At 45.0% G+C, this 26,829-nt stretch carries 22 protein-coding genes and 1 rRNA gene; 21 read left to right on the top strand and 2 right to left on the bottom strand.

Translation table 11 applies throughout. The features are described 5' to 3' along the window. The first annotated feature begins 6 nt into the window (after positions 1–6). The 20 genes from rfbF to GJB61_RS31740 all read left to right on the top strand — a co-directional run bounded on the left by rfbF (position 7) and on the right by GJB61_RS31740 (position 23,620). Entirely contained in the window at positions 7–801 is a 795-nt protein-coding gene (gene rfbF, locus GJB61_RS15345; protein WP_154119356.1) for a glucose-1-phosphate cytidylyltransferase, read from the top strand. After that, positions 801–1,877: a CDP-glucose 4,6-dehydratase gene (rfbG, locus tag GJB61_RS15350; protein ID WP_154119357.1), complete on the top strand. Its 1,077-nt coding sequence runs from the start codon at positions 801–803 to the stop codon at positions 1,875–1,877. Before rfbF ends, rfbG begins: the two co-directional genes overlap by 1 nt. Before the next feature lie 6 nt (positions 1,878–1,883). Continuing rightward, a complete protein-coding gene (locus tag GJB61_RS15355) occupies positions 1,884–3,650 on the top strand; it encodes a thiamine pyrophosphate-binding protein (RefSeq protein ID WP_154119359.1) in 1,767 nt (588 codons plus the stop codon). A 15-nt stretch (positions 3,651–3,665) separates the two neighbouring features. Beyond that, positions 3,666–4,628, top strand: a complete 963-nt coding sequence (locus tag GJB61_RS15360) for an NAD-dependent epimerase/dehydratase family protein (protein ID WP_154119361.1) — start codon at positions 3,666–3,668, stop codon at positions 4,626–4,628. Next, the gene (locus GJB61_RS15365) at positions 4,615–5,547 is read left to right on the top strand and encodes a glycosyltransferase family 2 protein (RefSeq protein WP_154119363.1); all 933 of its coding nucleotides are present in this window, start codon (positions 4,615–4,617) and stop codon (positions 5,545–5,547) included. The genes GJB61_RS15360 and GJB61_RS15365 overlap by 14 nt, the downstream gene beginning before the upstream one ends. Before the next feature lie 20 nt (positions 5,548–5,567). Then, on the top strand, positions 5,568–6,311 hold the full coding sequence (locus tag GJB61_RS15370; protein WP_154119364.1) for a sugar phosphate nucleotidyltransferase: 744 nt from the start codon (positions 5,568–5,570) through the stop codon (positions 6,309–6,311). Between the two features lie 30 nt (positions 6,312–6,341). Beyond that, a complete protein-coding gene (rfbC, locus tag GJB61_RS15375) occupies positions 6,342–6,890 on the top strand; it encodes a dTDP-4-dehydrorhamnose 3,5-epimerase (protein WP_154119366.1) in 549 nt (182 codons plus the stop codon). Positions 6,891–6,925: 35 nt separating this feature from the next. Next, complete coding sequence (gene rfbB, locus GJB61_RS15380; protein ID WP_154119369.1) at positions 6,926–7,948, top strand: dTDP-glucose 4,6-dehydratase; 1,023 nt, start codon at positions 6,926–6,928, stop codon at positions 7,946–7,948. Positions 7,949–7,956: 8 nt separating this feature from the next. Next, on the top strand, positions 7,957–8,820 hold the full coding sequence (gene rfbD / locus GJB61_RS15385; RefSeq protein ID WP_154119491.1) for a dTDP-4-dehydrorhamnose reductase: 864 nt from the start codon (positions 7,957–7,959) through the stop codon (positions 8,818–8,820). 130 nt (positions 8,821–8,950) lie between these two features. Then, positions 8,951–9,931 (top strand): glycosyltransferase family 2 protein, encoded by a 981-nt coding sequence (locus GJB61_RS15390; RefSeq protein ID WP_338115845.1) that lies wholly within the window; start codon positions 8,951–8,953, stop codon positions 9,929–9,931. Positions 9,932–10,109: 178 nt separating this feature from the next. Further along, the gene (locus GJB61_RS15395; RefSeq protein ID WP_229521792.1) at positions 10,110–11,003 is read left to right on the top strand and encodes a glycosyltransferase family 2 protein; all 894 of its coding nucleotides are present in this window, start codon (positions 10,110–10,112) and stop codon (positions 11,001–11,003) included. Next, positions 11,000–12,406: an undecaprenyl-phosphate glucose phosphotransferase gene (locus tag GJB61_RS15400; RefSeq protein WP_154119375.1), complete on the top strand. Its 1,407-nt coding sequence runs from the start codon at positions 11,000–11,002 to the stop codon at positions 12,404–12,406. Before GJB61_RS15395 ends, GJB61_RS15400 begins: the two co-directional genes overlap by 4 nt. Before the next feature lie 85 nt (positions 12,407–12,491). Next, complete coding sequence (locus GJB61_RS15405; RefSeq protein WP_154119376.1) at positions 12,492–13,352, top strand: phosphatidylinositol-specific phospholipase C/glycerophosphodiester phosphodiesterase family protein; 861 nt, start codon at positions 12,492–12,494, stop codon at positions 13,350–13,352. Positions 13,353–13,515: 163 nt separating this feature from the next. Further along, positions 13,516–14,235, top strand: coding sequence for a heptaprenylglyceryl phosphate synthase (gene pcrB / locus GJB61_RS15410; RefSeq protein ID WP_154119378.1), 720 nt, complete (start codon positions 13,516–13,518; stop codon positions 14,233–14,235). 29 nt (positions 14,236–14,264) lie between these two features. Then, positions 14,265–16,622, top strand: coding sequence for a DNA helicase PcrA (gene pcrA / locus GJB61_RS15415; protein ID WP_154119380.1), 2,358 nt, complete (start codon positions 14,265–14,267; stop codon positions 16,620–16,622). A 75-nt stretch (positions 16,623–16,697) separates the two neighbouring features. Then, complete coding sequence (ligA, locus tag GJB61_RS15420; protein ID WP_154119381.1) at positions 16,698–18,710, top strand: NAD-dependent DNA ligase LigA; 2,013 nt, start codon at positions 16,698–16,700, stop codon at positions 18,708–18,710. Between the two features lie 238 nt (positions 18,711–18,948). Continuing rightward, positions 18,949–20,670 (top strand): alkaline phosphatase, encoded by a 1,722-nt coding sequence (locus tag GJB61_RS15425; RefSeq protein ID WP_154119383.1) that lies wholly within the window; start codon positions 18,949–18,951, stop codon positions 20,668–20,670. 38 nt (positions 20,671–20,708) lie between these two features. Then, positions 20,709–21,425, top strand: coding sequence for an ABC transporter ATP-binding protein (locus tag GJB61_RS15430; protein WP_154119385.1), 717 nt, complete (start codon positions 20,709–20,711; stop codon positions 21,423–21,425). After that, the gene (locus tag GJB61_RS15435) at positions 21,422–22,684 is read left to right on the top strand and encodes an ABC transporter permease (protein WP_154119387.1); all 1,263 of its coding nucleotides are present in this window, start codon (positions 21,422–21,424) and stop codon (positions 22,682–22,684) included. The genes GJB61_RS15430 and GJB61_RS15435 overlap by 4 nt, the downstream gene beginning before the upstream one ends. A 12-nt stretch (positions 22,685–22,696) precedes the next feature. After that, positions 22,697–23,620, top strand: a complete 924-nt coding sequence (locus GJB61_RS31740) for a hypothetical protein (RefSeq protein ID WP_229521702.1) — start codon at positions 22,697–22,699, stop codon at positions 23,618–23,620. A 92-nt stretch (positions 23,621–23,712) separates the two neighbouring features. Here GJB61_RS31740 and GJB61_RS15445 read toward each other — a convergent pair whose 3' ends face one another. After that, positions 23,713–24,984 carry a molybdopterin-dependent oxidoreductase gene (locus tag GJB61_RS15445; protein WP_154119389.1) on the bottom strand — a complete coding sequence of 424 codons (1,272 nt, stop codon included), beginning with the start codon at positions 24,982–24,984 and terminating at the stop codon, positions 23,713–23,715. A 93-nt stretch (positions 24,985–25,077) separates the two neighbouring features. Further along, the gene (locus GJB61_RS15450; RefSeq protein WP_154119391.1) at positions 25,078–26,334 is read right to left on the bottom strand and encodes an MFS transporter; all 1,257 of its coding nucleotides are present in this window, start codon (positions 26,332–26,334) and stop codon (positions 25,078–25,080) included. 400 nt (positions 26,335–26,734) lie between these two features. Between GJB61_RS15450 and GJB61_RS15455 the strand changes: the two genes are divergently transcribed. Next, positions 26,735–26,829 (top strand): 16S ribosomal RNA (locus tag GJB61_RS15455); the annotation flags it as partial.

Raw genomic sequence — 26,829 nt, forward strand, 5'->3', positions numbered from 1 at the left:
TATATTATGAAAGTAGTTATTCTTGCAGGTGGTTATGGATCACGAATCAGTGAGGAATCTCATCTTAGACCAAAACCGATGATTGAAATTGGTCAAAAACCAATTTTGTGGCACATTATGAAATTATATTCACATTATGGTTTTAATGATTTTGTTATTTGTTTAGGGTATAAAGGGTTTTACATCAAAGAATATTTTGCTCACTATTTCTTACATGAGTCGGATGTTACTTTCGATTTTACTAGTGACAATCAATTAGTTACCCATAATCATACAGCGGAACCTTGGAAGGTAACTCTTGTAAATACAGGCGTAGATACCATGACAGGTGGACGAGTGAAGCGAATTCAGAAATATATTGGAAATGAACCATTTATGTTAACTTATGGTGATGGCGTATCAGATGTTAATATTTCGGAATTAGTTAAACAGCACAAATTGCATGGACGGTTGGCAACTGTTACTACTGTTCAGCCAAGTGGTCGTTTTGGAGCACTAGATATTGCTGAGAATAATGAGGTTAAAGGTTTTCAAGAGAAGCCTAAAGGTGATGGTTCTTGGATTAACGCTGGTTTTTTTGTACTACAACCTGAAATCTTTAATTACATTGATGGCGATGAAACCTTTTTTGAAAAGGAGCCATTAGAAGGCATAGCGCGTGACGGGGAATTGTTCGGCTTTAAGCATGAGGGATTCTGGCAGCCGATGGATACGTTACGCGATAAAAATCACTTGGAAGATCTTTGGAGTAGTGGAAAGGCGCCTTGGAAAACCTGGGATGCAGAATCGGTGAAATTATAATGGTCGATCACCAATTTTGGAATGGGAAGAAAGTATTTGTAACTGGTCATACAGGCTTTAAAGGCTCGTGGTTATGTTTATGGTTAAGTTCAATGGGAGCAGAAATTACAGGGTATTCTCTAGAACCTTCCACCTCACCGAGTCTATTTGAATTGTGTGAAATCGGTAAACTACTTCAAAATAATGTGATTGCAGATATAAGAGATTATCAGCAACTGAGTGCTGCCATGCAGAAATCACAACCTGAAATAGTAATTCATATGGCAGCTCAGCCTTTAGTTCGTGAGTCTTACAAAAATCCTGTTGAAACTTATGAAATTAATGTTATGGGAACGATCAATCTGCTTGAAGCAATTCGGAATTGTCAGAGTGTTACTGCCGTTGTAAATGTAACAACAGACAAATGCTATGAGAACAAAGAATGGAATTGGGGATACAGAGAAAATGAACCGCTGGGAGGCTATGATCCTTATTCAAGTAGTAAGGCATGCTCTGAGTTAGTGACTAGTGCTTATCGGAGTTCATTTTTGAATAATCAAATTGAAGGCAGAAAGATAGCTGTCGCATCAGCAAGAGCCGGCAATGTAATTGGCGGTGGAGACTGGGCGGCAGATCGACTTGTGCCGGATAGTATAAGATCTATTCTAAACAATCAAAAAATTATTATAAGAAATCCATCTTCAATTAGACCATGGCAGCATGTTCTTGAACCATTGAGTGGTTATTTGCAATTAGCTGAAAAGCTGTATTTACAAGGTGAGGAATACGCCAGTGCATGGAATTTTGGGCCAGCTGACGTAGATGCTAAACCAGTTGAATGGATTGTTCAGGAGATTTGTCGTAGATGGGATGGTGCTAGTTATGAAGTGGATAACGGTATGCATCCTCACGAAGCTAAGTATCTTAAATTGGATTGTTCTAAAGCAAAAGTGGAATTGAACTGGTTTCCTCGATGGGATCTGGGTCAGGCTATTGATAAAATTGTAGAGTTTACATTTGCCTATCAAGAAGGCGCTGATTTAAGAGAAGTTTGTGCGAAACAAATACTGGATTATCGGCAATCTATAAAGGAGTGATAACATTTGAAACTATCTGATTATGTCATAGACTGTATAAAGGAACAGGGCGTTTCTCATGTATTTGAATTTATAGGTGGGGCAATTGTCCACTTATTGGATTCGATTTCGTTTAGAGATGATATAGAGTGTATATCGGTGCGTCATGAACAGGCTGGAGCATTTGCAGCAGAAGCCTATGCAAGAATAAATGGTAAACTTGGAGTAGCTATGGCAACTAGTGGACCAGGAGCTTTGAATTTATTGACAGGAATAGGGAGTTGCTACTTCGATTCCGTTCCTTGTTTGTTTATAACTGGACAGGTAAATACGTATGAGTACAAATTTGACAGATCCGTTAGACAAATTGGATTTCAAGAAACAGATATTGTAAGTGTAGCAAAACCGTTAACTAAATATGCTGTATTGGTTACTGAGCCAGATCAAATTAGATATGAGTTAGAAAAGTCAATATATCTGGCTCAAAGTGGCCGCCCAGGTCCTGTTCTGCTTGATATTCCTATGAACCTTCAAAGAGCACAAATTGAACCTGAAACGTTAGTTAGTTTTTATGATAGTGAGGAATATAAAGAACTCTGTAAAGATTCTGAAGTAGACGACTCAATAATTGCAGATATTATTAATTTGTTGAGTAAAGCAAAGAGACCTTTAATATTAGCAGGTGGTGGTGTCAGAGTTAGTAATTCAACAGAACTACTTTCACAATTTATTGAGAAAACTGGGATTCCAATAGTCAGTTCTTTAATGGGTCTGGATGTTGTTTCACATGACAATCCTTTATATTCAGGACTTATCGGATCATATGGCAATCGATATAGCAATTTGATTCTGGCTAACTGCGATTTATTACTGATCTTAGGATCAAGATTGGATAGCAGACAGACGGGGACTCGGCCAGATACCTTTGCTCGTGGAGCACAAAAAATACATGTTGATATTGATAATAACGAGCTTAATAGTAAGGTTGAAGCAACTCTTGCTGTAAAGGCAAGCTTAACTGGATTTTTAACAAAAATGAATAGTAAATTAGACGGACTTGCAAAGCCTGAGATTACAGAATGGCTAGAATCAATCGGAAGCTTAAAAGCCCTTTTCCCAACTTACTCATTTAAGCCGGAAGCAGATGAAATTGAACCGAACCGGTTTATGGAATACTTATCTTCAAAATCCGGGCAATTCGGAACCATATGTCTAGATGTTGGACAGCATCAGATGTGGGCTTCACAATCTTTCAAATTATCTAAGAAACAAAGGTTATTGAATTCTGGTGGTATGGGGGCAATGGGTTTTGCTCTTCCGGCAGCAATAGGTGCTTCCTTAGCATCAGGTGATGAAACTCTCGTCATCGCTGGAGATGGTGGTATTCAGTTGAATATTCAAGAAATGGATACACTTGTAAGGTTGAATCTTCCAATAAAGATTGTAGTTATCAATAACAGTTCACTAGGGATGGTAAGACAATTCCAAGATTTGTATTTTGAAGGAAGACAGCAGTCGACGGTGAATCCCAATCCTTCTTTTATAGACATTGCGAATGCTTACAAAATTCCTTCTTTTCAAATGAATTCAATGAAGGATGTTCAACAGCTTGATCTATTTCTAAATACGGAGGGGCCTGCTTTTATTGAAGTCCGTTTAGAAAAGAAAACTGAGGTACAGCCAAAGCTAGTAGTTAATAGACCGATAGAAGATATGTATCCATACTTAGATCGGGAAGAATTGAAAAGAATAATGTTGATTGATCTTGTGGATGAAATGGATATTCCTACTTAAAGGGGTTCTAAATAAGTGGTTACTGAGAATCGGAAAAAGGTCGCTATACTGGGAGCAACAGGACATATTGCAAAGAACCTAATCATGGGACTATCATCGTTAAAAGATTATCAAATGTATTTATTTGCTCGCACAAGAGAGAAGCTTGTTACTTTTTTAAATGTGAATAATATCGTAGATGGAATATCTATTTGTGATTATGAACAATTTGAATTAGCAGATGCATATGATGTTATCATTAATTGTATAGGAATTGGAAATCCTCAAGAGTTAGTAGAAAGTCCATATAGTGTTTTCCAAATCACCGAAAAATATGATAATTTGATATTAAATTATCTCGTGGGCTCACCAACTACTATATATATTAATCTTAGTAGTGGAGCTGCCTATGGATCGGATTTTACAGAACCCGCTATTCAAGATAAAGTTTTGAGTTTGAATATTAACCACTTATCAGTTAAAGATTTTTATGGAATTTCTAAACTCAATATGGAAGCCAAACATCGAAGCCTTAACAAGCATAAGATTATAGACTTACGTATTTTTGGATTCTTTAGCAGCTATATTGATTTGAATTCTAAATTTTTGTTAACTGATGTATTAGGTTGTATCGAGAGGAATACTATACTCCAGACTTCAGCAGAAGATATTATACGAGACTATGTGCATCCGCAGGATTTTCTTAAATTAATTATTCTTTGTATGGGTAAGGATACAGGAAATGATGTTTACGATGTATATTCGCTAAAGCCTGTTTCTAAATTTAAGATGCTAGAATATTTCTCAACAGAACATGGATTAAGATTTAAGATTTTATCTGAAGCAATATGTGACTCAGTAACAGGCTCTAAGAAGAACTATTATTCTATGAATCACAAAGCATTAGATATAGGTTATAAACCTCAATATACAGCTCTGCAAAGCGTAATTGATGGTTACCAACAATTCAGAATGAGGAATAAAAATGAAAACGATTAGTATCGTTACACCTTGTTACAATGAGGAAGAAAATGTTCTTGAACTATATACGCAGGTAAAGGCTGTTTTTGCTGAAATGCCTGATTATGTTTATGAACATATTTTTATTGATAATGCGTCTAAAGATAATACTGTAGCCATTTTAAAAGATATTGCAAAGAATGACCCGAATGCAAAAATCATTGTTAACTCGCGGAACTTTGGTCATATTCGTTCCCCATACCATGCTTTATTGCAGACTGAGGGTGACGCCGCTATATTATTGGTTGCGGACTTACAAGATCCGCCTGGTATGATTAAGGATTTTGTTACGAAATGGGAAGAAGGATATAAAGTTGTCTTAGGTGTTAAGTCGCAAAGCCATGAAAGTCCGGTAATGTTTGCGATTCGTAAAATGTATTATAACTTTATAAATCGCGTCTCTGAAATTGAGTTAACTAAGAATAATACAGGTTTTGGATTATATGACAAACAAATTATTCAGATCCTAAGAGACATCGGCGACCCGTATCCGTATTTCCGAGGTTTGATTTCTGATATTGGTTTCGAAAGCTATAAAATTGAATATACCCAGCCTATTAGAAAACGTGGAATAACGAAAAACAACTTTTATACTTTATACGATATTGCAATGTTGGGAATTACCAATCATTCTAAGATTCCTTTAAGATTGGCTGCCATGTTAGGATTTCTCATGTCTGCATTAAGTCTCCTGGTGGCTCTGGGATACTTGCTTGCAAAAGTCTTCTTTTGGAATTATTTCTCCTTAGGTACCGCTCCACTTATTATTGGACTTTTCTTATTTTCTTCAGTGCAATTATTTTTCATAGGAATAATTGGGGAATATATTGGATCTATTCATACTCAGGTCCTGAAAAGACCACTGGTTGTTGAGAAGGAAAGAATAAATTTCAAATGACTCGTGAGGAGTAGGTACAGATGAAAGGTATAATCCTAGCGGGCGGAACAGGTTCCCGTCTTTATCCATTAACGAAGGTGACCAACAAGCATCTCCTTCCCGTGGGCAAGTACCCGATGATCTTCCACTCTATTTATAAGCTTAAGCAGGCCAATGTTCTTGATATCCTCATTGTTACCGGCAAAGAGCATATGGGGGATGTAGTGAATTTGCTTGGCAGTGGAAATTCCATGGGTGTTTCCTTTACATACAAAGTACAGGATGAAGCTGGTGGTATAGCTCAGGCTTTAGGTTTAGCAGAGCAATTCGTTGGAGAAGACCAGAGCATAGTTATCCTTGGTGATAACGTTTTTGAAGATAACATATCCCCACATATTGAGAACTTTATGACTCAAGAAAACGGTGCTAAGATTTTGATTCAAGAAGTTACTGATCCACAGCGCTTCGGTGTGCCAGAGTTATACTTGGGTAAAATCATCTCTATCGAGGAGAAACCGTCTGTTCCAAAGAGTAATTACGCCGTTACAGGGATTTACATGTTTGATAGTAATGTTTTTGAGATTATTAAGAAACTTTCTCCTTCAAATCGTGGGGAATTGGAAATAACGGATGTGAACAATGCATATATTATAAGAAATGAATTAACTTATGATATCCTCCATGGTTGGTGGACCGATGCGGGAACGCATTCTTCTCTAGCTAGAGCGAATGAATTGGCCAAAGAGTTAATATTTGGCGATGAATTTGGAGAAATGAAATTATAAGAATTTATATAATGAGGAGGAACACCCAGAATGAAGGTCACTCCTTTACGATTACAAGGCGCAAGCCTACTTGACCCGGCTGTCCACGGCGACAACCGGGGCTTTTTCATGGAGAGTTACAATGAGAAAATCATGCATCAACTCGGTGTGAACCATCATTTCATCCAAGACAACCAATCTTTGTCTGCTGAGGTAGGTGTGCTGCGTGGTCTGCATTACCAGTTGAACCCAAAGGCTCAAACTAAATTAATCCGTGTATTATCGGGTGTTATTTACGATGTGATCGTTGATATCCGCCGTAGCTCTCCAACGTTTGGACAATGGGTTGGTGTTATTCTCAGTGAATACAACAAGCGGCAGCTGCTCGTACCTAAGGGCTTCGCCCACGGATTCTGTACTTTGGTTCCGAACACCCAAGTCTTATATAAGGTGGACGAATACTATTCCCCGGAGAATGACCGCGGCATATTATGGAATGATCCGGCACTGGGTATTGATTGGCCTGCTTCTAGTCCTGTACTATCGGACAAAGATCAACGTCATCCTTTACTGAAGGACGCAGAGCTGAACTTTGAATAGTAAATTATTTTAAAGAATAAAAGGTGGGTTTTCACATGAAACTGCTAGTTACCGGCGGAGCCGGGTTTATCGGCAGCAATTTTGTAATATATATGCTGCAGCAGCATCCGGAATATAAGATCCTCAATGTAGATGCGTTAACTTATGCTGGTAATTTGGAAAACCTGAAATCGGTTGAAGGCAACCCGAATTATACTTTCGCTAAAGCAGATATTACCGATGTACAGGCGATGGATGCATTATTTAGTCAAGGTGTAGACGTAGTTGTCAATTTTGCAGCTGAATCTCATGTGGACCGGAGTATTTTGGAGCCAGAGGTGTTTGTGAAGACGAACGTACTGGGTACACAGGTGCTCCTGGATGCGGCTAAGAAGTATAGCGTAACCAAGTTTGTTCAGGTATCCACGGATGAGGTTTATGGTTCGTTGGGAGCTACAGGTTTATTTACGGAGCAGACCCCGTTAACTCCGAACAGTCCCTATTCCGCCAGTAAGGCCGGTGGAGATCTGCTCGTGCGTGCCTACCATGAAACGTTTGGATTACCAGTTAACATTACCCGCTGCTCGAACAATTACGGTCCATACCAATTCCCTGAGAAGCTGATTCCGCTGATGATCTCACGTGCACTTGCTGATCAAGCTTTACCAGTTTACGGTGATGGCCTGAATATCCGTGACTGGCTGTATGTTGAGGATCATTGCAGTGCGATTGATCTGGTTATTCATGAAGGTGTGAATGGTGAAGTTTATAATATTGGTGGTAATAATGAACGTACGAATGTGCATATCGTGAATACAGTACTACAGGAACTGGGCAAGCCTGATTCATTGATTACTTATGTTCAGGACCGTCCAGGTCATGACCTTCGTTATGGAATTGACCCAACCAAGATTACTAAAGAACTGGGCTGGAAACCAAAACATACGTTCGAGACGGGAATTAAAGAAACCATTCAATGGTATCTGAATAACAAAGACTGGTGGACCCGTATTCAATCTGGCGAATACCAGAAATATGCGGAACTGCAATACGGCAGTCGTTTAGGAGACTCGCTATAATGTCTACTATGAAGGTATTTGTTACAGGCTCAGCCGGACAGTTAGGTCAGGATGTTGTTCTATTGCTGCAGCAGCAGGGGCATGAAGTTCTAGGCTGCGACCGTCAAGAGATGGATATTACTGATCTTGATCAATGTCAAAAAGTCATTGGCGACTTTGCACCTGAGGTTGTCATTCACTGTGCTGCTCATACCGCAGTAGATGCGGCAGAAAGTGATATTGATGCAGCTTATCTAATTAATGCTACCGGAACGCGCAACGTAGCACTTGCTGCAGAGAAAGCTGGAGCTAAGCTGGTGTATATCAGTACGGATTATGTTTTTGACGGTTTGGGAACACTGCCTTACCATGAGTACGATAATACAAATCCACAGAGTATATATGGCAAGTCGAAGCGGGCTGGAGAAATATTAGTTCAAAGCTTCTCCTCCAAGTATTTTATTGTACGCACCTCTTGGGTTTATGGTAAATACGGGAATAACTTTGTGAAGACGATGTTGAAGCTGGGTCAGGAGAAGCCTTTACTGCAAGTGGTAAATGACCAGAAGGGTTCGCCTACGTATACCGTGGATTTGACGAAATTCATTCTTGAGCTGATCCAGACGGAGAAATACGGGGTCTACCATGCTTCTAACAGTGGAGCCTGCACGTGGTATGAGTTTACGGGTGCTATTTTTGCCGAGGCAGAGGATATTCTGGGCTTAAGCTTTACAGCCAAGATTGAACCTTGCGGAACAGAGCAGTTTCCACGTCCAGCGCCACGTCCGCGCAATTCGGTAATGGACCATTTGTCCATCCGGACAAATGGTTTTCAGGATATACGCCACTGGCGTGAGGGTTTAAGAGATTTTTTGCTGGAACTAAAGGAATAGTAGAGTATCATGTACAACTCCCTATCGTTTATAACGGTACGGGAGTTTTTTGTTTATTTTCGCTATAATAGAAAGAAACAGCCAGAGAATAACAGCTTCAGCATTTGAAATAAAGAATTCGAGGATGAGTATGAACAACAAATCAGTAAGCATACATATCGTTACCTACAATAGCGCGGACGATATTATCGAATGTCTGACAGCTGTACTAGCACAGGATTATCCGATTGAACAAATAGTTGTGGTGGATAATGCATCGGGAGATGGCTGTGTTGAGAAAGTCAGAGCATTCTATAACAAGCTAGAGGCTGCTTCCGCACCAAGTGTCGAAGTCAACTGTCCCAGCTTCCTACTCTTGCCAAACCCAACCAATACCGGCTTCGCCCCTGCCCATAACCAGGCTATAGATGCTACTAAATCAGACTATTGCCTTATCCTTAATCCTGACCTGACGCTTGCACCTGACTATGTATCCAGACTCGTTGCGAGGATGGAGGCCAATCCGTTAATCGGAAGTGCTACAGGCAAGCTTTTATTGAAGGCTGATCCTCAGCTTGTCGATAGCACAGGACTGCGAATGAATAAGGCTCGGCGTGCATTTGACCGAGGTGCTGGGGAACTGGCGGTTAATTGGCAGCAATCTGGACCTGTATTCGGAGTATCCGGGGCAGCGGCGATGTACTCCAGGCGTTTGATCGATGATGTCAGTGTCGATGGTGAGTTTTTTGATGGTGACTTTTTTGCCTATAAGGAAGATGTGGATGTGGCTTGGCGTGCGCAACTGCTGGGCTGGCAGGGGTATTACGATGCGGAAGCAATCGGATACCATGAGCGCGGCTGGAAAACGTCTGGGCGGGATAGCAAGCCGATGTTTATCCGACGAATTTCTTATATTAACCGCTATAAAATGATCTATAAAAATGAACGAGCGCGCACATTGCTGAAGACGCTAGTAGTCTCGCTACCCTATGAGCTTGCAGCACACGGTTATATGCTAATAAAGGAGCCGCAGTTAATCAAGGCGTGGACATCCTTTTTTAGACAGTTGCCACAGCTTAGACAGAAGCGGAAGATTATACAGGCTAGAGTAAAGCTGCTGCGCAGAGGTTAATAGGCAAGAGTCTAAACTCAATACACTTATGGAAAAACCTCCCTGAAAAGGACTCTCTTTTCAAGGAGGTTTTGTGTTATAATATTTGTCGATAGATTACTATTTTTGTCAGGAGATTATTACATTGAATGTAGATGTCAGCATACTAATTCTCAATTACAACACGTGCCGGTTGACGATGGATTGTTTGAGGTCGGTGTATGACTCGGAAACGAACTTTTCCTATGAGATTATTTTGATAGACAACAATTCCCATGATGATTCAGTAGAGACGATAAGTAGAGAGTTTCCAGGCGTGATGCTGATTGCTAACCAAGAGAATATCGGTTTTGCCCGTGGTAATAACCAGGGGATTGAGGTTGCTTCCGGGCGGTATGTACTGCTGCTCAATTCAGATACGGTGGTGCGCAGGGATACGCTAGAGACGATGGTTGCCTTCATGGACAGCCGACCTGATCTGGGGGCGTCTGGCTGCAAGGTTATTTTGCCGGATGGTTCGCTGGACAAGGCATGCAAGCGGGGTTTTCCAACACCGTCAGCCTCCTTCTATTATGCTTTTGGCTTTAGTAAGCTTTTTCCGGACCGTCCTAAGTTCAATGGCTATCAACTGGGTTATCTGGACCCCGATCTTGATTATCCGGTAGATTGTCTCGTCGGTGCGTTTATGCTGCTGCGGCGGAAGACGATAGACCAGGTTGGTGGGCTGGACGAGGAATTTTTTATGTACGGTGAGGATCTCGACTGGTGCTACAGAATTAAAGAGGCGGGCTGGGGGATTCATTATTATCCGCAGACCTCCATCATCCATCTTAAGGGTGGAAGTGCAAGACGTAGACCCTTCAAGATCGTTTATGAATTCCATCGGGCCATGATTTTATTTCATCGTAAGCATTATAGCAAGCGGTACAACAGTATGATAAATGGAGCAGTATATGCCGGAGTGGGTGTAAAGTTTACCGTTTCACTGTTGCGTAACGCGTTAACCGTTCCAAAAACAGTTCCTCTTCCTGCACAAAGCCTGTCTGCTTCTGCAGATACCCGTACTGAATCGAATACTGAGGTGAGATTATGATCCGCCGTAATCAGAGGTTTTTAACACAGCTGTATATGATTACCGACTTTATTGTCATCCAGCTGTCCTTTCTGGCGGCCTGGTGGCTGAAGTTCAAGAGCGGTTGGATGGATTTTGAGAATCCGCTACCCGTTGAGTCCTACTCGTATTGGAGCCTTATTTATGGTGGTATTGCCGTGCTGATTGGCATTATATTATCACTGTATTTGCCGAAGCGTAAGAAACGTTTTGTCGATGAATTTCTGAAGATTTTCCAGGTGCATGTTATAGGGATCTTTATCTTGCTGGGCCTGATGTTCTTTGTCAAAGAAATCGATATCTCCCGTACCTATCTTACAATTTATATGGGCTTCAATATACTTTCAATTATGCTGTACCGCTATGTATTGAAGAAGATGCTGAAGTCTTTGCGTGAGAAAGGTTTTAACCGTCAGTTTGTGCTCATTCTCGGCGCAGGTACACTTGGCAAAAGATTCTACAATAACTTGGAGCAGTATCCTGAGCTTGGTTATGAAGCCATTGGTTTCCTGGATGATTATCATACCTGGGATGGCATTGAGGAGCAGCGGTATAAGCCTATTCTCGGAACGGTAGATCAGCTGTCAGGAATGCTTGAACTGTTGCCTGTGGATGAGGTCATTCTGGCGCTGCCGCTGGATGCACACTCCAAGTATCCTGCTATTATTGGAGCTTGTGAGCAAGCCGGAGTGCGTACGCTGATTATCCCGGACTTTTTTGATTATTTGCCGGCCCGTCCCTATTTCGATAACTTCGCAGGTATGCCTATGATTAATGTGCGTGATATTCCGCTGGATATGGCAGGCAACCAGATGGCCAAGCGACTGTTTGATATTGTGTTCTCCCTGTTTGCGATTATTATGTTGTCGCCTGTAATGCTGATCGTTGCGCTGGGTGTACGTCTGACGTCTCCGGGTGCGGTAATATTCAGACAGGAACGAGTGGGCTTGAATCGACGCCATTTCTTTATGTATAAATTCAGATCAATGAAGATGCAGCAGGATGGCATCGAAGATACGGGCTGGAGCACGCCAATAGACCCTCGTAGAACTCGGTTCGGCACTTTTATCCGCAAGACGAGTCTGGATGAGCTTCCGCAATTTTTTAATGTATTGATGGGACATATGAGTGTTGTAGGTCCACGGCCGGAACGCCCTTTCTTTGTGGAGCAATTCCGTGACGAGATTCCCAAGTATATGGTGAAGCACCATGTGCGTCCTGGTATTACGGGCTGGGCTCAGAGCAACGGATTACGGGGAGACACCTCGATTGAAGAGCGAATTAACCATGATATCTTTTATATCGAGAATTGGTCGCTGCTGTTCGATATTCGCATTATTTTCAAAACGATCTGGAATGGATTTAGGAACAAGAATGCCTATTGAATTCTCATACTACTGCAATCATAATTGACGTTTGATATAAATTCCCTGTTTTGCCTATGGCAGAGCGGGGTATTGTTCTTTTATTATGAGAAACTACAAAACTGTTACTTCTGTGATTGCCGTGTTGGGACTGGCACTTCTACTTATTGTTACTCTGGGAAAAGAAGATGATAAACAACCGGCCACCGGCTTCGCGGCTACTCGAATCGTAGCTCATGCTATGGGCGGAATCGATGGTCATGCCTATACGAATGCTTTTGAGGCCTTTGTGGCTAACTACGAGCAGGGAACCCGGGTATTTGAAACGGATTTGCTGTTCACCTCCGATGATAAGCTAGTCGCTCGTCATGAATGGACGGGCAATATGAGCAAAGAACTGGGACAACAGAAGGTTCTATCTGCCAAGGAGCAGGGATCGGCACTCGGGTATGCAGAATTCATGAACAGTCCGATCCTGGATCTCTACTCACCGCTGGATTTGGAGAAGATTCTCGATCTCCTGCAGCATTATCCTGATGCCTATATCGTTACGGACACGAAGGAGTTCGATTCGGGTCTAGTGATGAAGGAGTTCAAAAGGTTGACAGAAGCTGCTAAGCGTCGAGACCCGGCACTGCTAAATAGGATCGTTCCACAAATTTACAGTCGTGCTATGCTGGCAGAGCTTAAGGCTGTATATTCTTTTCCTACGGTGATTTATACACTTTACCAATCGCAGGATACGGATGAACAGGTCATTGATTTTGTCCGCGATACAGGGGTGGATATTACAATGCCTGTCGAACGGGCTACAACCAGCTTTGTGAATAAGCTGCAGCAGGCTGGATCCCGGGTGTATGTGCATACTGTTAATGATGAAGAAGAGATTCAGAAGATGGACAAGTTGGGTGTGGACGGTTTCTATAGCGATTTCATCTCCGAGGATGATTTGGATTTATTATTTTAATCATTCATACTACTAATTCAAAAAAAAGGCGAAAAAACGTTCGCCTTTTTTTGCTGTTTAAATTGACACTCCCCTTTGTACTGGCTTAGACTAGAGTTATATCTTTTGCGGGCAGCAAGGGAATTTTTGATCTGCCCATATTGAATAATGAGGATGGACGATCATGAAATTAGTGCAGCAAATGATAAAGCCTTGGCGGCACGTATTTAAGCTAGACCCGGACCGTGAGCTGGGGGATCAGGATCTTGAGGCGATCTGCCTTTCGGGAACGGATGCTCTGCTGATCGGTGGCTCAACGGGTATAACCTATGCGAACACAGTTAAGCTACTGTCTAGAGTTAGGCAATATGATCTGCCATGTGCCTTGGAGGTATCTGATCTGGAAGCGGCAGTACCTGGGTTTGATCTATACTTAATTCCCATGGTGCTGAATACGCCGGACCCGGATTGGATTGTAGGCCAGCATCGTAGAGCTATCGAACGTTATGGTTTCCTTATTCCGTGGGACCTGCTGCTGACCGAAGGTTACATTGTGCTGAACGGCGATTCCTCTGTCGCTCGCCTCACAAGTGCTGAAACCTCCCTTAGTGCTGCCGAAGCGGCTGCTTATGCGCAGGTTGCGGACAAGCTGATGTCGCTGCCGATCGTCTATCTGGAATACAGCGGGATGTTCGGAGATATGGATACAGTGCGCACGGTGCGTGAGACCGTAGAATATGGTCAGCTTTTTTATGGAGGCGGAATTACTTCCGTGCATGAGGCTGAACAGGCGGCAGCCCTGTGCGATACCGTAGTTGTTGGAAATATAATTTATCGTGATATGCAGCAGGCGCTGCTTACTGTTGAGACTGTGCAGAAGACGCAGCAATTGAAATATGATTAGTAGTTTATTCAGAGAGGAGCATGTTACACATGCAACCTGTTAACATACAAGAGGCCGTAAGCCGGCTGAATCCCCCGCAGCGGCAGGCTGTCGAAGCCACCGAAGGTCCATTGCTAATTATGGCCGGCGCGGGCAGCGGCAAGACGAGAGTCCTGACCCACCGCATTGCTTGGTTGATAGCGAATCGCAAAGCTCCACCTTGGGCGATTCTCGCGATTACATTTACGAATAAAGCAGCTCGGGAGATGCAGGAGCGTGTATCCAAGCTGGTCGGACCTGAGGGCAGGGATATTTGGGTATCTACCTTTCACTCCATGTGCGTACGTATTTTGCGAAAGGATATCGAGCGGATTGGATTCACTTCCAATTTCTCTATTCTGGATTCAACAGACCAATTATCCGTTATCCGCAATTGTATGAAGGACCTGAACATAGATACGAAGAAATTTGAGCCAAAAGCTGTGCAGGCTGCCATCAGTGCATCCAAGAATGAACTCATCACTCCAGCCCAATATGAGCAGAAGGTCGGCGATTATTTTGAAGGCCTGATTGCCAAAGTGTACGCACTGTACCAGAAGAAGCTAAGATTTAACAACTCGCTGGATTTTGACGATCTGATCATGAAGACGATCCAATTGTTCGATGAAGTACCAGAAGTGCTGGACTTCTATCAGAAGAAATTCAAATATATTCATGTCGATGAGTATCAGGATACGAATAGAGCGCAATATATGCTGTGCAAGATGCTGGCTGAAGGCCATCACCGGATTTGCGTCGTAGGCGATAGTGATCAGTCCATTTATCGCTGGCGCGGAGCGGATATTACGAACATTCTTAATTTCGAGCAGGATTATCCCGAAGCCAAGACCATTTTGCTGGAGCAGAACTATCGATCAACTTCTAATATTCTGAATGCGGCTAATGGGGTTATCGCGCTGAATACCGGCCGTAAGCCGAAGAAGCTGTGGACAGACTCGGAGGAAGGCCAGAAGATCAAGGTATACCGCGCCGACTCGGAGCATGATGAAGGCTATTTTGTAACCGGAGAGATTAGTAAAAGTGTCAAAAAAGGCCAGGCCTATCAGAATCACGCGATTCTGTATCGTACAAATGCTCAGTCGCGCGTGATCGAGGAAATTCTGATCAAATCAGATATCCCCTATCAGATCGTGGGCGGCATCAAGTTCTACGATCGTAAAGAAATCAAGGACATCCTGGGTTACCTGCGTTTGTTGTCCAATCCCGATGATGATATCAGTTTGACGCGTATTATCAATGTTCCTAAGCGGGGTCTTGGCGATACAACGGTTGGTAAGCTGGCCGCAGCGGCTGGTGAGCGAGGCATTTCGATCTTCCGGTTGTTGCAAACGGTGGATGATCTAGGTTTTGCGGGACGGACGCGGAATACGCTGGTCGAGTTCTATGACATGATTGAAGCCTTGCACCGCATGGTGGAGTTTCTGTCCGTGACCGAACTGACGGAGAAAATACTAGAGCTCTCCCAATATCGACTGGAGCTGCAAAATGAGAACACACTCGAATCCCGTTCCCGGCTGGAGAATATTGATGAGTTTCTGTCCGTGACCATGGAGTTTGAGAAAAATAACGAGGACAAGTCGTTGGTCTCCTTCCTTACGGATCTGGCGCTCATCGCCGACATCGACAGTGTGAACGACGATGAAGAGGATCGCAGCGATGCAGTGGTCCTGATGACGATGCATAGCGCGAAGGGACTGGAGTTCCCAACGGTATTTATCGTTGGGATGGAGGAAGGCGTGTTCCCGCACAGCCGCGCCTTTCAGGATAACGACGAGCTGGAGGAAGAGCGACGGCTCGCGTATGTAGGCATCACCCGCGCAGAGAAACAGTTGTTTCTCTCTTGTGCAAGGGTGCGTACCCTATTCGGACGGACGAATGCCAATCCGCCGTCCCGTTTTCTGGAGGAGATTCCGGAGGAACTGAAGGAAGATACCGACATGAAATCAGACCGCTTCCGGCGCGGAGGCGCGGAGGTAGGCGGTGCCTATGGCGGCCGCGGCTTCAGCGGCGGCGGCCGAGGGAACTTTGGCGGCCAAGGCGGGGCCGCAGGGGCAACGCCAGCAGGCGGCGGGCGTGCCGGTTCTAGCGGAAGCACGGCGTCAGCGGCGCCGGGTCAGGGCCGCGTGGTCGTGACCACCGGGGCGCAGCGCGCTCCTGGTGAGGCGGGGGCAGCAGCTTCCGGCGACTACAAGGCCAGTGACAAGGTATCTCACGGCAAATGGGGCATCGGCACTGTGGTGTCCGTGAAAGGCAGCGGCAACGATACGGAGCTGCAGATTGCTTTTCCGGCACCTGTTGGTGTGAAGCGCCTCTTAGCAGGGTTTGCACCGATCACCAAAGTCGAATAATGGGTCTGCGATTACCGAATGTGTTTTTGAAATATAATAACCGCAGGGAACTTATTGACGGAGGGATGTGCCTGTATGGATGATATGCATACAATGGAAGAGCTTGTAGAGGAACTGAATCAGTATAACTATCATTATTACACGCTGGATGCACCACAAATCAGCGATAAAGAATACGATGTTCTATATGACAAACTTGTGGCGCTGGAAGCAGAGAGTGGTTTTGTGTTGCCGGATTCGCCAACTCAGCGTGTAGGGGGCGAACTACTGAAGGGCTTTACGCCGCATCGGCATCTGGCACCGCTCTGGAGTCTGGACAAGGCACAGAATATTGAACAGCTGCGCAGCTGGAATACTCGGGTGCTCCGCTTGGTCAATGATTACAATAGCAAAAACCCCGAGAATCCTCTGCCCGAACCCTGTTATGCGGTAGAGCTGAAGTTCGATGGTCTGACTCTTAATCTGACTTATCGTGGGGGTGTGCTTGTTCAGGCGGCGACACGGGGCAACGGGGTAACGGGTGAAGGTATACTGGCGCAGGTGAAGACGATCCAATCGGTACCGTTAACGATTCCTTATAAAGCAGGCGTTATTGAAGTACAAGGCGAGGGAATGATGAATCTGTCTGTGCTGGCCGATTACAACACACGGGCGGCTGAACCGCTGAAAAATGCACGTAACGGTGCAGCCGGTGCACTGCGCAACCTTAATCCCAAGACGACTGCCAGTCGGCGGCTGACCGCATTTTTTTATAATGTAGGTTATGTAGAGGGACAACAGTTCGCAGATCATCAGGAAATGATGGCTTTTCTGCGGAATAATCGCTTTAAAGTGAATCCGTATCTTACCTACTATAATACCTTTGATGAAGTCACTGAGCAGTTAGCTGAGATCGAAGAGAGTCGCGCGGGTCTCGACTACCTTATTGATGGCGCGGTGATCAAGGTGACGGATTTCCGCATTCGTGAAGTCCTTGGCTACACAGATAAGTTCCCACGCTGGGCGGTCGCTTACAAATTCGAGGCTGAAGAAACAACGACCATATTGGAGTCCGTGAGCTGGAATGTAGGCCGTACCGGTAAAGTCACTCCGCTGGCCCGAGTAGAGGCGGTAGAGCTTGCTGGTGTAACTGTCCAGAATTGTACGCTGAACAATGTTGGCGATATTGAACGTAAGAACCTGAAGCATGCGCTGGGAACACGGGTCTTCATTCGGCGTTCTAATGATGTTATCCCGGAAATTCTGGGCAAGGTAACCGAAGAGAGCGATGGAGAGGAGATTATTTTCCCTGAGAATTGCCCCTCCTGCGGGTTCCCGCTGGAAATGCGCGGTGCGCATCTCTTCTGCAATAACAAGCTGGACTGCAAGCCGCAGATCATTGGCCGGATCACTCATTTTGCTTCACGGGATGCGATGGATATTGAGACCTTCAGCGACAAGACGGCAGGACTGCTGAACGAGGAACTGAATGTACGTGAGCCTGCCGATCTGTACGAGCTGAACTTTGAGCAACTGGTAAAGTTGGATCGTTTCGGAGAGAAGAAGGCGGATAATCTACTGAAGGCCTTGGAGGATAGTAAAGGGCGGGATCTTGCTTCGTTCCTCTTTGCGCTCGGGATTCCGAACACAGGCAAAGCTACGACCAAGATGCTGGCTGAACATTACCGTGATTTGCATGCTGTGATGAACGCAAGTGCGGAAGAGTTGGCCGGCTTGCCGGACATCGGAGGTATTGTTGCTGAGAGCATTGTGAACTTTTTTGCAGATCCTTTCGTGGTAACAAGTATTAACCGGATGCTGGACTTGGGTGTACAGGCGAAGGCGCCAGAGGCCCCGCGTCTAGTGAGTACGAATTCTTTCTTCAGCGGCAAAACAGTAGTCTTAACCGGCTCCTTACAAAAGCTTACGCGCGAGGAAGCCGCAGAACGTCTGGAGGCGCTTGGTGCGAAGGTATCCGGCAGTGTTTCTAAGAAAACGGATCTGGTCATCGCCGGCGAGAAGGCAGGCAGCAAGCTAGCCAAAGCACAGCAGCTGGGCATTCAGGTAATAGATGATGAGGATGAACTAATCAGGCTGCTGGAAGGTTAAGCAAGCAATGTCATAGATCCACACAAGCAGAGGCCCCGCTTCTCATTCGTTCTAGACGAATGAGAAGCGGGGCCCTTTTTTTTATAAAACCAAAACTCGAAGAACTAAACGCTTCATATTGAGAAGTTAATGTATGAATATATGCTGATTTAATACAAAGACATACTTGTTTTGACAATTGCTTAATATTTGGAAGTTAAGCTTGATGAAGATCTTGATCATTAGGAAGGGGAATGAAATGAATAAATTCATGAAAAGTATGGTCATCGGGGGATTGGCTGTTGCAGTAGTTTCAGGTACTACAATTGTCGGAGCGGCGCAAAGCCAGAATACGAAAATGGTCACTGTTAAAGCCCAGTCCAAAAACCTTATCGTTCTGATTGGCGATGGCATGGGACCCGCTCAAGTCTCCGCCACACGTTATTTCCAGCAATATACAAAGGGAACCAGTCATCTTAACCTTGATCCTTATTATGTCGGACAGGCAACCACATATGCAGATCGTGGTGAGGACGGCGGCAAAATTGTCTCAGGTATTGTAACGGATTCCGCTTCTGCGGGAACCGCCTTTGCAACAGGCCACAAGACCTATAACGCAGGCATCAGTGTCTCAAATGAGGATGTATCTAAACCTTTTGCTTCTATTATTGAAGCGGCTGAGAATAACGGCAAGGCGACCGGACTTGTTACTACTGCCCGAATTACTCATGCTACTCCTGCTGTATATGCTTCCCATGTCCGTAGCCGTGACAACGAATCGGCCATCGCTTCACAATATTTGGAGAGTGGCGTCGACGTTTTAATGGGTGGAGGCAAACAGTTTTTTATAACGAAAGACGAGAAAGGTAAACGCACAGACAAGAACATTCTTGCTGATTTTCAAGCCAAAGGATATACCCTTGTCGAGAACACAAGCAGCCTGAATGCTTTGACTTCCAAAACCACCAAAGTACTCGGTTTGTTCGGTAGCTCCCACGTGGCTTATGTCCCAGATCGCACACCGGAAATTCCAAGTTTAGCGGCAATGACATCCAAGGCACTCAATATATTGTCCACAGATAAAGACGGCTTTGTAATGATGATCGAGGGCGGTCGTATTGACCACGCTGGACATGCCAACGATCTGCCGACGATGGTGCAGGAGACGCTGGATTTCGATGCTGCCTTCAAAGCAGCTATTGATTTTGCGAAGAAAGACGGAAATACTTCTGTTGTGGTCACAGCAGATCACGAAACAGGTGGACTTTCTTTATCTCGTGATAACATTTATGAAATTAACATCGATCTATGGGATAAGCAAAAACACTCTTCGGAAAGCCTTGCTGCCGCCCTTGAAGCTGCAATCACTCCTGAAGAAATCCGCAGTATTGTAACTGCTAATACATGGATCACTGACCTTACCGATGAAGAGGTCCAACAGATCATGGCTGGAGATGGTTCCTCGTATAAACGCGAAGGAGCATACAATGCGGTGATATCCAAACGGCTATTGGTTGGCTGGTCTGGACATGGACACTCCGCTGTTGATGTGGGAATTTGGGCATATGGTCCAATTGCAGATCAAGTGGATGGTCAAGTGGATAATACACAAATCGCCAAAGCAAGCGCCGCTATTCTTGGTTTGGATTTAAACAAACGCTCTACAGAACTGCAATCCAAATATTTGTATCCTAAGTTTAAAATCAGCCGCGACAATGAGGTTCTCTATCCTGCTGAAGCATTAGCTATCGCTTTGGGAGGAACTTATAAGGGAGATACGGCAGCTGCGAAACTGACACTTGCCAAAAATTCAATTGAGGTTAACCTTACTGCCACAACCGCTAAACTTAACGGCAAAGACGCGGCTTATACGGTGGACATTGATAATGGAAAACTGTATCTACCCCTGGCAGCCTTCAGCCAATTGACGGGTAAAACGTTGAAGTGGGACGCACTGTCCGAGCGAATTGTACTGCGATAAAATATTAAGTCCGTTATTTAGCGATAGGAGGGAAGGGATTGCTGCATATTCGTGCATTGGAGAAACAATTTAAAGTGGACGGCCGAGCAGTCCCCATTCTGAATATTCCTGAATGGAGAGTCGCCAAAGGGGAGAAGTTGGCCATTACTGGACCCAGTGGTTCTGGTAAAAGCACGCTTCTTCACCTGGTGAGCGGTATTTTGCGGCCGGATCGCGGTGAGATATATATGGAGGGCCAGCCGCTTCATGATCTGAAAGAGTCAGAGTGGGATGCCTTCCGCGCCCACAATATCGGATATGTGCTGCAGGATTTCCATCTCATTCCTTCGCTGACAGCGAGACAAAACGTGGAGATTGCCATGACTGGCCGGATGCCGTCCAAGGTGAAAAAAGCTAAAGTAGATGGCTGGTTAGAGCGGGTAGGACTGCAGGACCGCGGCAGTCATCTTCCATCCCAGTTGTCGCGTGGGCAGCAGCAACGTGTGGCGATTGTGCGTGCGCTTGTCAATGAACCGCCGCTTTTGCTCGCTGATGAGCCAACCGGTAGTCTGGACTGGGAGACGGCGGACGAAATAGCCTCTCTTTTGCTGGATCTCAGTAGTTCCGGCGCTCATACGTTAATTGTTGTAACTCATGATCTGAATATGGCGAACCGGTTCCCCAAATGTTTACACATTCATGATATCAACCGGATGCGAGAAGCAACTGGAAGTATGCCGGCCAAACTTGAAATGCACAAAGAGGTCAGTGTATGAGCCTCTTTAGATTAACGCTTCGTAATGTGCTGCATCGACGGTTCCTATCATTGCTTACAGTTTGTGCAGTGGCAATCACGGTATCTTTTATTGTTCTGTTGTCGCTGTCTCGGGATAGCGTTGAAGAGGGAGCCAAAAAGGGATACGGTCCATTTGATCTCGTAATTGGTGCAGAGGGCAGTGAAACCCAACTGGTACTGAATACCTTTTATCATATTGGCGCTCCCACCGGGAATATTCCGCTTGCTGTACTGGATCAGGTAGGATTGGATAGTGGGGTCGACAAGGCGTATGCAATGACAACGGGCGATAACTATAACGGATTTCCCGTTGTGGGTATTGATCCTGGATATTTCATGACGCGATATGGAGACCGCAAGCTTCAAGAAGGAGCAATCTACGCACATACGGGCGAAACGATCGTCGGCTCTTATGTAGCACAGACGCTTGGATTAAAGATAGGGGATACGTTCACGGGTGCACATGGGCTTGTTCAAGAGGAGAGCCTAGCAGGTGAAGAGATAGAACATGATGATTTTGAAGATAGTGCAGCTGTCGAGCATGAGCATGAAGATGAGGTAGCGGGTGAGGAACATGATCACAAAAGCTTTCTTTACACCGTTGTCGGCATTCTCCCGACGCTCTATTCCCCCGACGACCGTGCGGTATTTACCACTGTGGATTATGCCTGGGCTGTACACAACCTCGCGGAAGAGGAACGGGAAATTACGGCTGTACTGGTGAAACCGAACAGTTTGCTCGGAGCCCATAACCTGAAGCAGACGCTGGATGGATCTAATGGAGTCCAAGCAGCATATACAAGCAAAGCTGTTTCGGATGTCCTGAATGCTGTGGATCAGGGTTCGCGACTGATCGGGGTGCTGACTGCTCTATGTATCCTGCTGGCCGCTATATCCATCCTGCTGTCACTTATCGCAGCTGTGGGTGAACGTACCAAGGATGTTGGACTTTTGCGCCTTCTTGGCAAATCGAGAGCTTATGTGTGGATGACCTTAACAACTGAAGGTCTGCTGATTACGGCAACGGGACTTATAGTCGGTCTGCTGCTGGGACATTTGGGGGCATTCCTATTGAAGGATGCTTTCTTCTCCCAAGCAGGCATTCAAATCGATCCTTATCATTGGACGACGAATCATGGGTGGATAGTATTAGGTACTCTCTGTATTGGCCTCTTCTCTTCGCTTGGGCCTGCCTTCAGAATGTATAGACTCCATCCGCTGGCTTTGTTCAAATCGTAGGAGGTACTCAGGTTGAATATAAAACGGAGATGGTTCATCCTGATCGCGGTGGCGTCATTAGGGGCGCTCCTGCTTCAGGGATGCGGCCAAGATACTAAGACCGAAGGTGAAGGAGAGTCATTTGCTTCCGGAGTTGAAACTTTCCAAGAGACCGAGGCAGCTGTTAAATCAACTACGGTTGAAGCTAATACCACTAACGGTAGCATTACGCCTTCTCCTGTTATACCAGAGCGATCGATGCCTGTTCAAGAAAAGGTTCCCCCGCCGGTTCTTAAGCCTAGTCAAGATACTGGAGCTTTAGAACAAGTAGGATCTTCTGCTGCGGAATCCTTGCAGATTGAGGTGCAACCATCGCCCGAACCCTCTGCGAAGACTACACTTAAACCGACGTCTAAAGTTGTAGCCCAATCAACATCGGGTTCACCCCAAAAAACTGAAGTGCCTGTAAACGCTAAGAGCACTGATGAAGTCACGGTCAGCAGTCCAACGGATAACGAATTGATCACAACAAAGGACCCAGCCACTACTGTTGTATCGGAGCCCTCCCCAAGCAAAGATAGTTCCCCTACGTCAGGGACTACAGACATTAGCTGGGAATATTTCTTTGATGGCAGTGACCAGAGCAGACCTTCGGAGCGATTTTGGGATCTTAGCGGCAGCAAGGTTACGATCAAGGGATTTATGGGTGAGGTTCTTTCGTTCGATAAGAACTGGTTCTTGCTGATTCCAGAGCCGGGCGCCGAGTGTCCTTTCGATAATGGTGATGAGACTTACTGGAACAAGATCATGATCGTGTTTGTACCCGACGACGTCAAACTCAGGTATACATCGGGTCCGCTGCAGATCACTGGAAGGCTGGACGTAGGCATCAAAATAGATGAATCGGGTTACAAAACCATGTTTCGACTATACGATGCATCCTTTAAAGCAATGTAATATACAACAAACAACAAAGCCTCTAACGCCTTATATTGGCGAATAGAGGCTTTGTATTATTTCGCATTAATCGGAAGAGATGCATCCTTCTGCTACACTTTATTCGCACCAGGTAACCAAGCATCATTATCATAGCCCCGCTGCTCCCAATAGCCGATATGCTCCTCCTGGATCAGTTCAATCCGGTTCAGCCATTTAACCGACTTATAAGCATACATTTGTGGGGTAACAAGACGTACAGGGCCGCCAAGTTGATTCGAGATCGGCTTGCCGTCATGCATTACAGCAACCATAACATCTTCCATGCGAGCTTGGGCCATGGTTAGAGAGTCCGTATAGACTCCATCACCGGAGTATAGCTTGACGGTTGCTGCTTGATTCTGAACACCTGCCATGTCAATTAGCTTGGAGAGGGGAATGCCCTCCCATGTATTTTTGTAGACGGACCAGCCGGTAACACAGTGGAAATCGCTGACTTGGACTTCGCGCTGTAAGGCCACGAATTGCTCCCAATTCCAGCTTAGCTTCTTGTCGACCAGACCGTCGATGGTAAATGACCAGTTAGAGTTATCAAAGGAAGGAATATCCGTTACAGTATATACCCTGAAGCTGCCTTCTGCGCCTCCGCCGATGGGTGGAGCAGACTGGGGCAGCGGAACAGGTTCGGGCAGCAGAGAGTTGGCATTATCAGCTGCATATTCTTCCATACTAGGAAGCTGAAAAGCTCTTCCCATCCAACGAACAAAGGTAGGACCTAAAGTAACTGCTATTCCTGCCCCAACGGCGATTTTAATGAAGCCACGGCGTGTGTAGACAGGCTGGGGTTTGGAAGGTGGAGTGGAGTTTCCATGTACACCTTTGTGGACCTCTCCGGTGACATCCTTTTCCGAGGTAATAGTTCGTTTTTGTGGCTCTTTCAACCATTTGGTTCTAGTGATGGAATGGTAGATGATGACTGGAAGTCCGACCCAGGTTAGAAGATCATGTATAAATAGCGCAGCGTTGGAAGCTCTTGGCCCGGTAAGTCTGAATTGCCAGAGCACAATGCCGGATACAATCCATCCAACCAGTAGTATAAGCACGAAGATTACATTGGCCTTTTGCGAGGTTTTCCCCTTTAGCCTGCGCCAATGCTTGACTGCCAGCAGCAAATAATAGACTACCGGAATAAGCAGCACTAGTCCCAAATATATATGAGCCCATTTTAGCCATACCCGTCCTTCACCCAGTATTTCCCGCCAGAAGCCTCCCAGCAGTAATAAACCACTCAAAGCCAGAAATAGGACTAACCATGCATTCCACATATGAATAGAGACCAGTTTTTTTCCATAGCCTTTACGGAGCCGCTCTAATCCTTTTTTCATCTGTTATTCCTCCTCTCCTGCTCGAACTATGACGATCATTAAAGTTTTAACTAATTGTACAGCAAAAATCGGCTATTGAATAATTTCTTCTCATCAATCAGCCGCCCATCCTTCCAGCTTCTTATCACTAGGGAGCCGCAGAGCAAGCAAGCCAAGCAGTGGGAGGAAGCCACAGGCGACGAATACCTTCGAAATGCCAATGTAGTCAATGAGATTGCCGATGACCAGCGAACCGATCCCTCCAAGCCCAAAAGCTAGACCTGTGATAAGACCGGAAACAGTACCGATATTACCTGGATAAAGCATCTGTGCGTATATAACGGTAACGGAGAAGCTGGACAAGAGCACGAAACCACCGATCAGCAGTAGAACAGCCGCCCAGAATGGATTGACAAAAGGCAGGGCCAGCGCGAATGGCACCGTACCCACCATGGAGATCAGGATGAGGTTTCGTCGTCCGAAACGGTCAGCAAGTGGGCCACCGAAAAAAGTTCCCACAGCCCCAGCCGCTAGATACATGAAAATATAGATTTGTGCGTCATCCAGTTTCATGTTGTATTGATCCATTAAGTAGAAGCTATAATAACTTCCTATAGATGCACCATACCAAGACCGGACAAAGACGAGAAAGACGAGAATAATAGTTGCACTCAGAATACTTTTGCTACGGGCAGCATCCAGTTTATGTGTCGTAGACTTTTTGCGGAAGGTGTAGCCCGAATCCAACATTTGCCGATACCACCGTGCAACATAGGTTTGAACAGCGATTCCGGCAGCAGCAACCAAAGTGAAGCCCAGTGCTCCAATTTGTCCGTAAGGAATGAAGATCCATTTCATTAGAAGGGGGCCGAGAGATTGTCCAGCATTACCACCCACCTGAAAGATAGACTGTGAAAGTCCCTTCCGCAAGCCTGCAGCCATATGAGCGACACGCATACCCTCCGGATGAAAAGCAGCAGAGCCGAATCCGACAAGCATGACCGAAAAGATCACCAGTATATAATTGTCGGCAAAAGCCAAGAGCAGCACACCCGCGAAGGTGCAACACATGCCCAGTGGCAGCAAAATAGGGCGGGGTTTGCGGTCTGCTGCATAACCGATCACGGGTTGAATCACTGAGGACGTCATGTTCAGAGCAAATGAAATCCAGCCGATCTGGGCATAGCTGAGCAGCAGATTGTTTTTGAGAATAGGAAACATCGCAGGGATCAGGGCTTGAATAGAATCATTAAATAGATGAACAAAACTTACGGCCAGCAAAATACGATATATAGTAGCCTGCTGTAAATTACGCTGCTCCTGGTCCACTCCACTTGAATGAGATGTAGCGGGGCTAGAATTGTTTTTCATTTGAACTCCTCTCGGTGCTGTTTATAGAATGCAATGAAATGAAATTACGATAAACTCTATTTTAGCCATATGTAATGGAGTATGGGAATCAATTTGTGCTGTATCAAGGCTGTTTATACGCCATGATATTTAATTTCAGAAAAAGGTTGCAATCATCCAATCAACATGATATATTATCTCTTGTGCTTACGAGACATTGCATATACGAAACACAAGCGATGAGGAAATAAGTTGACAAGATATAGCTTAACATGATATGATCTAATTCCTGTGCAAGAAACGAAGCATTCATTTGCCGGGAGCAAGTTCTTTGAAAACTGAACAAATGGAACGCGTTAATTTTTAAGGATTCATTTAATGAATCGTCAGTTTCAAAATGAGCAATCGCTCTTTTCAATACAAATTGGAGAGTTTGATCCTGGCTCAGGACGAACGCTGGCGGCATGCCTAATACATGCAAGTCGAGCGGAGTTTTGTTGAAAGCTTGCTTTCAAC

Origin of the sequence: Paenibacillus monticola (genome assembly GCF_009664975.1) — a bacterium.
Lineage (GTDB): Bacteria > Bacillota > Bacilli > Paenibacillales > Paenibacillaceae > Paenibacillus_AQ > Paenibacillus_AQ monticola.

Bases quoted from the DNA above. Each gene is read 5' to 3' on its own strand.
- rfbF (WP_154119356.1), top strand. From the start codon at position 7: ATGAAAGTAGTTATTCTTGCAGGTGGTTATGGATCACGAATCAGTGAG.
- rfbG (WP_154119357.1), top strand. From the start codon at position 801: ATGGTCGATCACCAATTTTGGAATGGGAAGAAAGTATTTGTAACTGGT.
- GJB61_RS15365 (WP_154119363.1), top strand. From the start codon at position 4,615: ATGAAAACGATTAGTATCGTTACACCTTGTTACAATGAGGAAGAAAAT.
- GJB61_RS15370 (WP_154119364.1), top strand. From the start codon at position 5,568: ATGAAAGGTATAATCCTAGCGGGCGGAACAGGTTCCCGTCTTTATCCA.
- rfbC (WP_154119366.1), top strand. From the start codon at position 6,342: ATGAAGGTCACTCCTTTACGATTACAAGGCGCAAGCCTACTTGACCCG.
- rfbB (WP_154119369.1), top strand. From the start codon at position 6,926: ATGAAACTGCTAGTTACCGGCGGAGCCGGGTTTATCGGCAGCAATTTT.
- rfbD (WP_154119491.1), top strand. From the start codon at position 7,957: ATGAAGGTATTTGTTACAGGCTCAGCCGGACAGTTAGGTCAGGATGTT.
- GJB61_RS15390 (WP_338115845.1), top strand. From the start codon at position 8,951: ATGAACAACAAATCAGTAAGCATACATATCGTTACCTACAATAGCGCG.
- GJB61_RS15395 (WP_229521792.1), top strand. From the start codon at position 10,110: ATGGATTGTTTGAGGTCGGTGTATGACTCGGAAACGAACTTTTCCTAT.
- GJB61_RS15400 (WP_154119375.1), top strand. From the start codon at position 11,000: ATGATCCGCCGTAATCAGAGGTTTTTAACACAGCTGTATATGATTACC.
- GJB61_RS15405 (WP_154119376.1), top strand. From the start codon at position 12,492: ATGAGAAACTACAAAACTGTTACTTCTGTGATTGCCGTGTTGGGACTG.
- pcrB (WP_154119378.1), top strand. From the start codon at position 13,516: ATGAAATTAGTGCAGCAAATGATAAAGCCTTGGCGGCACGTATTTAAG.
- pcrA (WP_154119380.1), top strand. From the start codon at position 14,265: ATGCAACCTGTTAACATACAAGAGGCCGTAAGCCGGCTGAATCCCCCG.
- ligA (WP_154119381.1), top strand. From the start codon at position 16,698: ATGGATGATATGCATACAATGGAAGAGCTTGTAGAGGAACTGAATCAG.
- GJB61_RS15425 (WP_154119383.1), top strand. From the start codon at position 18,949: ATGAATAAATTCATGAAAAGTATGGTCATCGGGGGATTGGCTGTTGCA.
- GJB61_RS15435 (WP_154119387.1), top strand. From the start codon at position 21,422: ATGAGCCTCTTTAGATTAACGCTTCGTAATGTGCTGCATCGACGGTTC.
- GJB61_RS15445 (WP_154119389.1), bottom strand. From the start codon at position 24,984: ATGAAAAAAGGATTAGAGCGGCTCCGTAAAGGCTATGGAAAAAAACTG.
- GJB61_RS15450 (WP_154119391.1), bottom strand. From the start codon at position 26,334: ATGAAAAACAATTCTAGCCCCGCTACATCTCATTCAAGTGGAGTGGAC.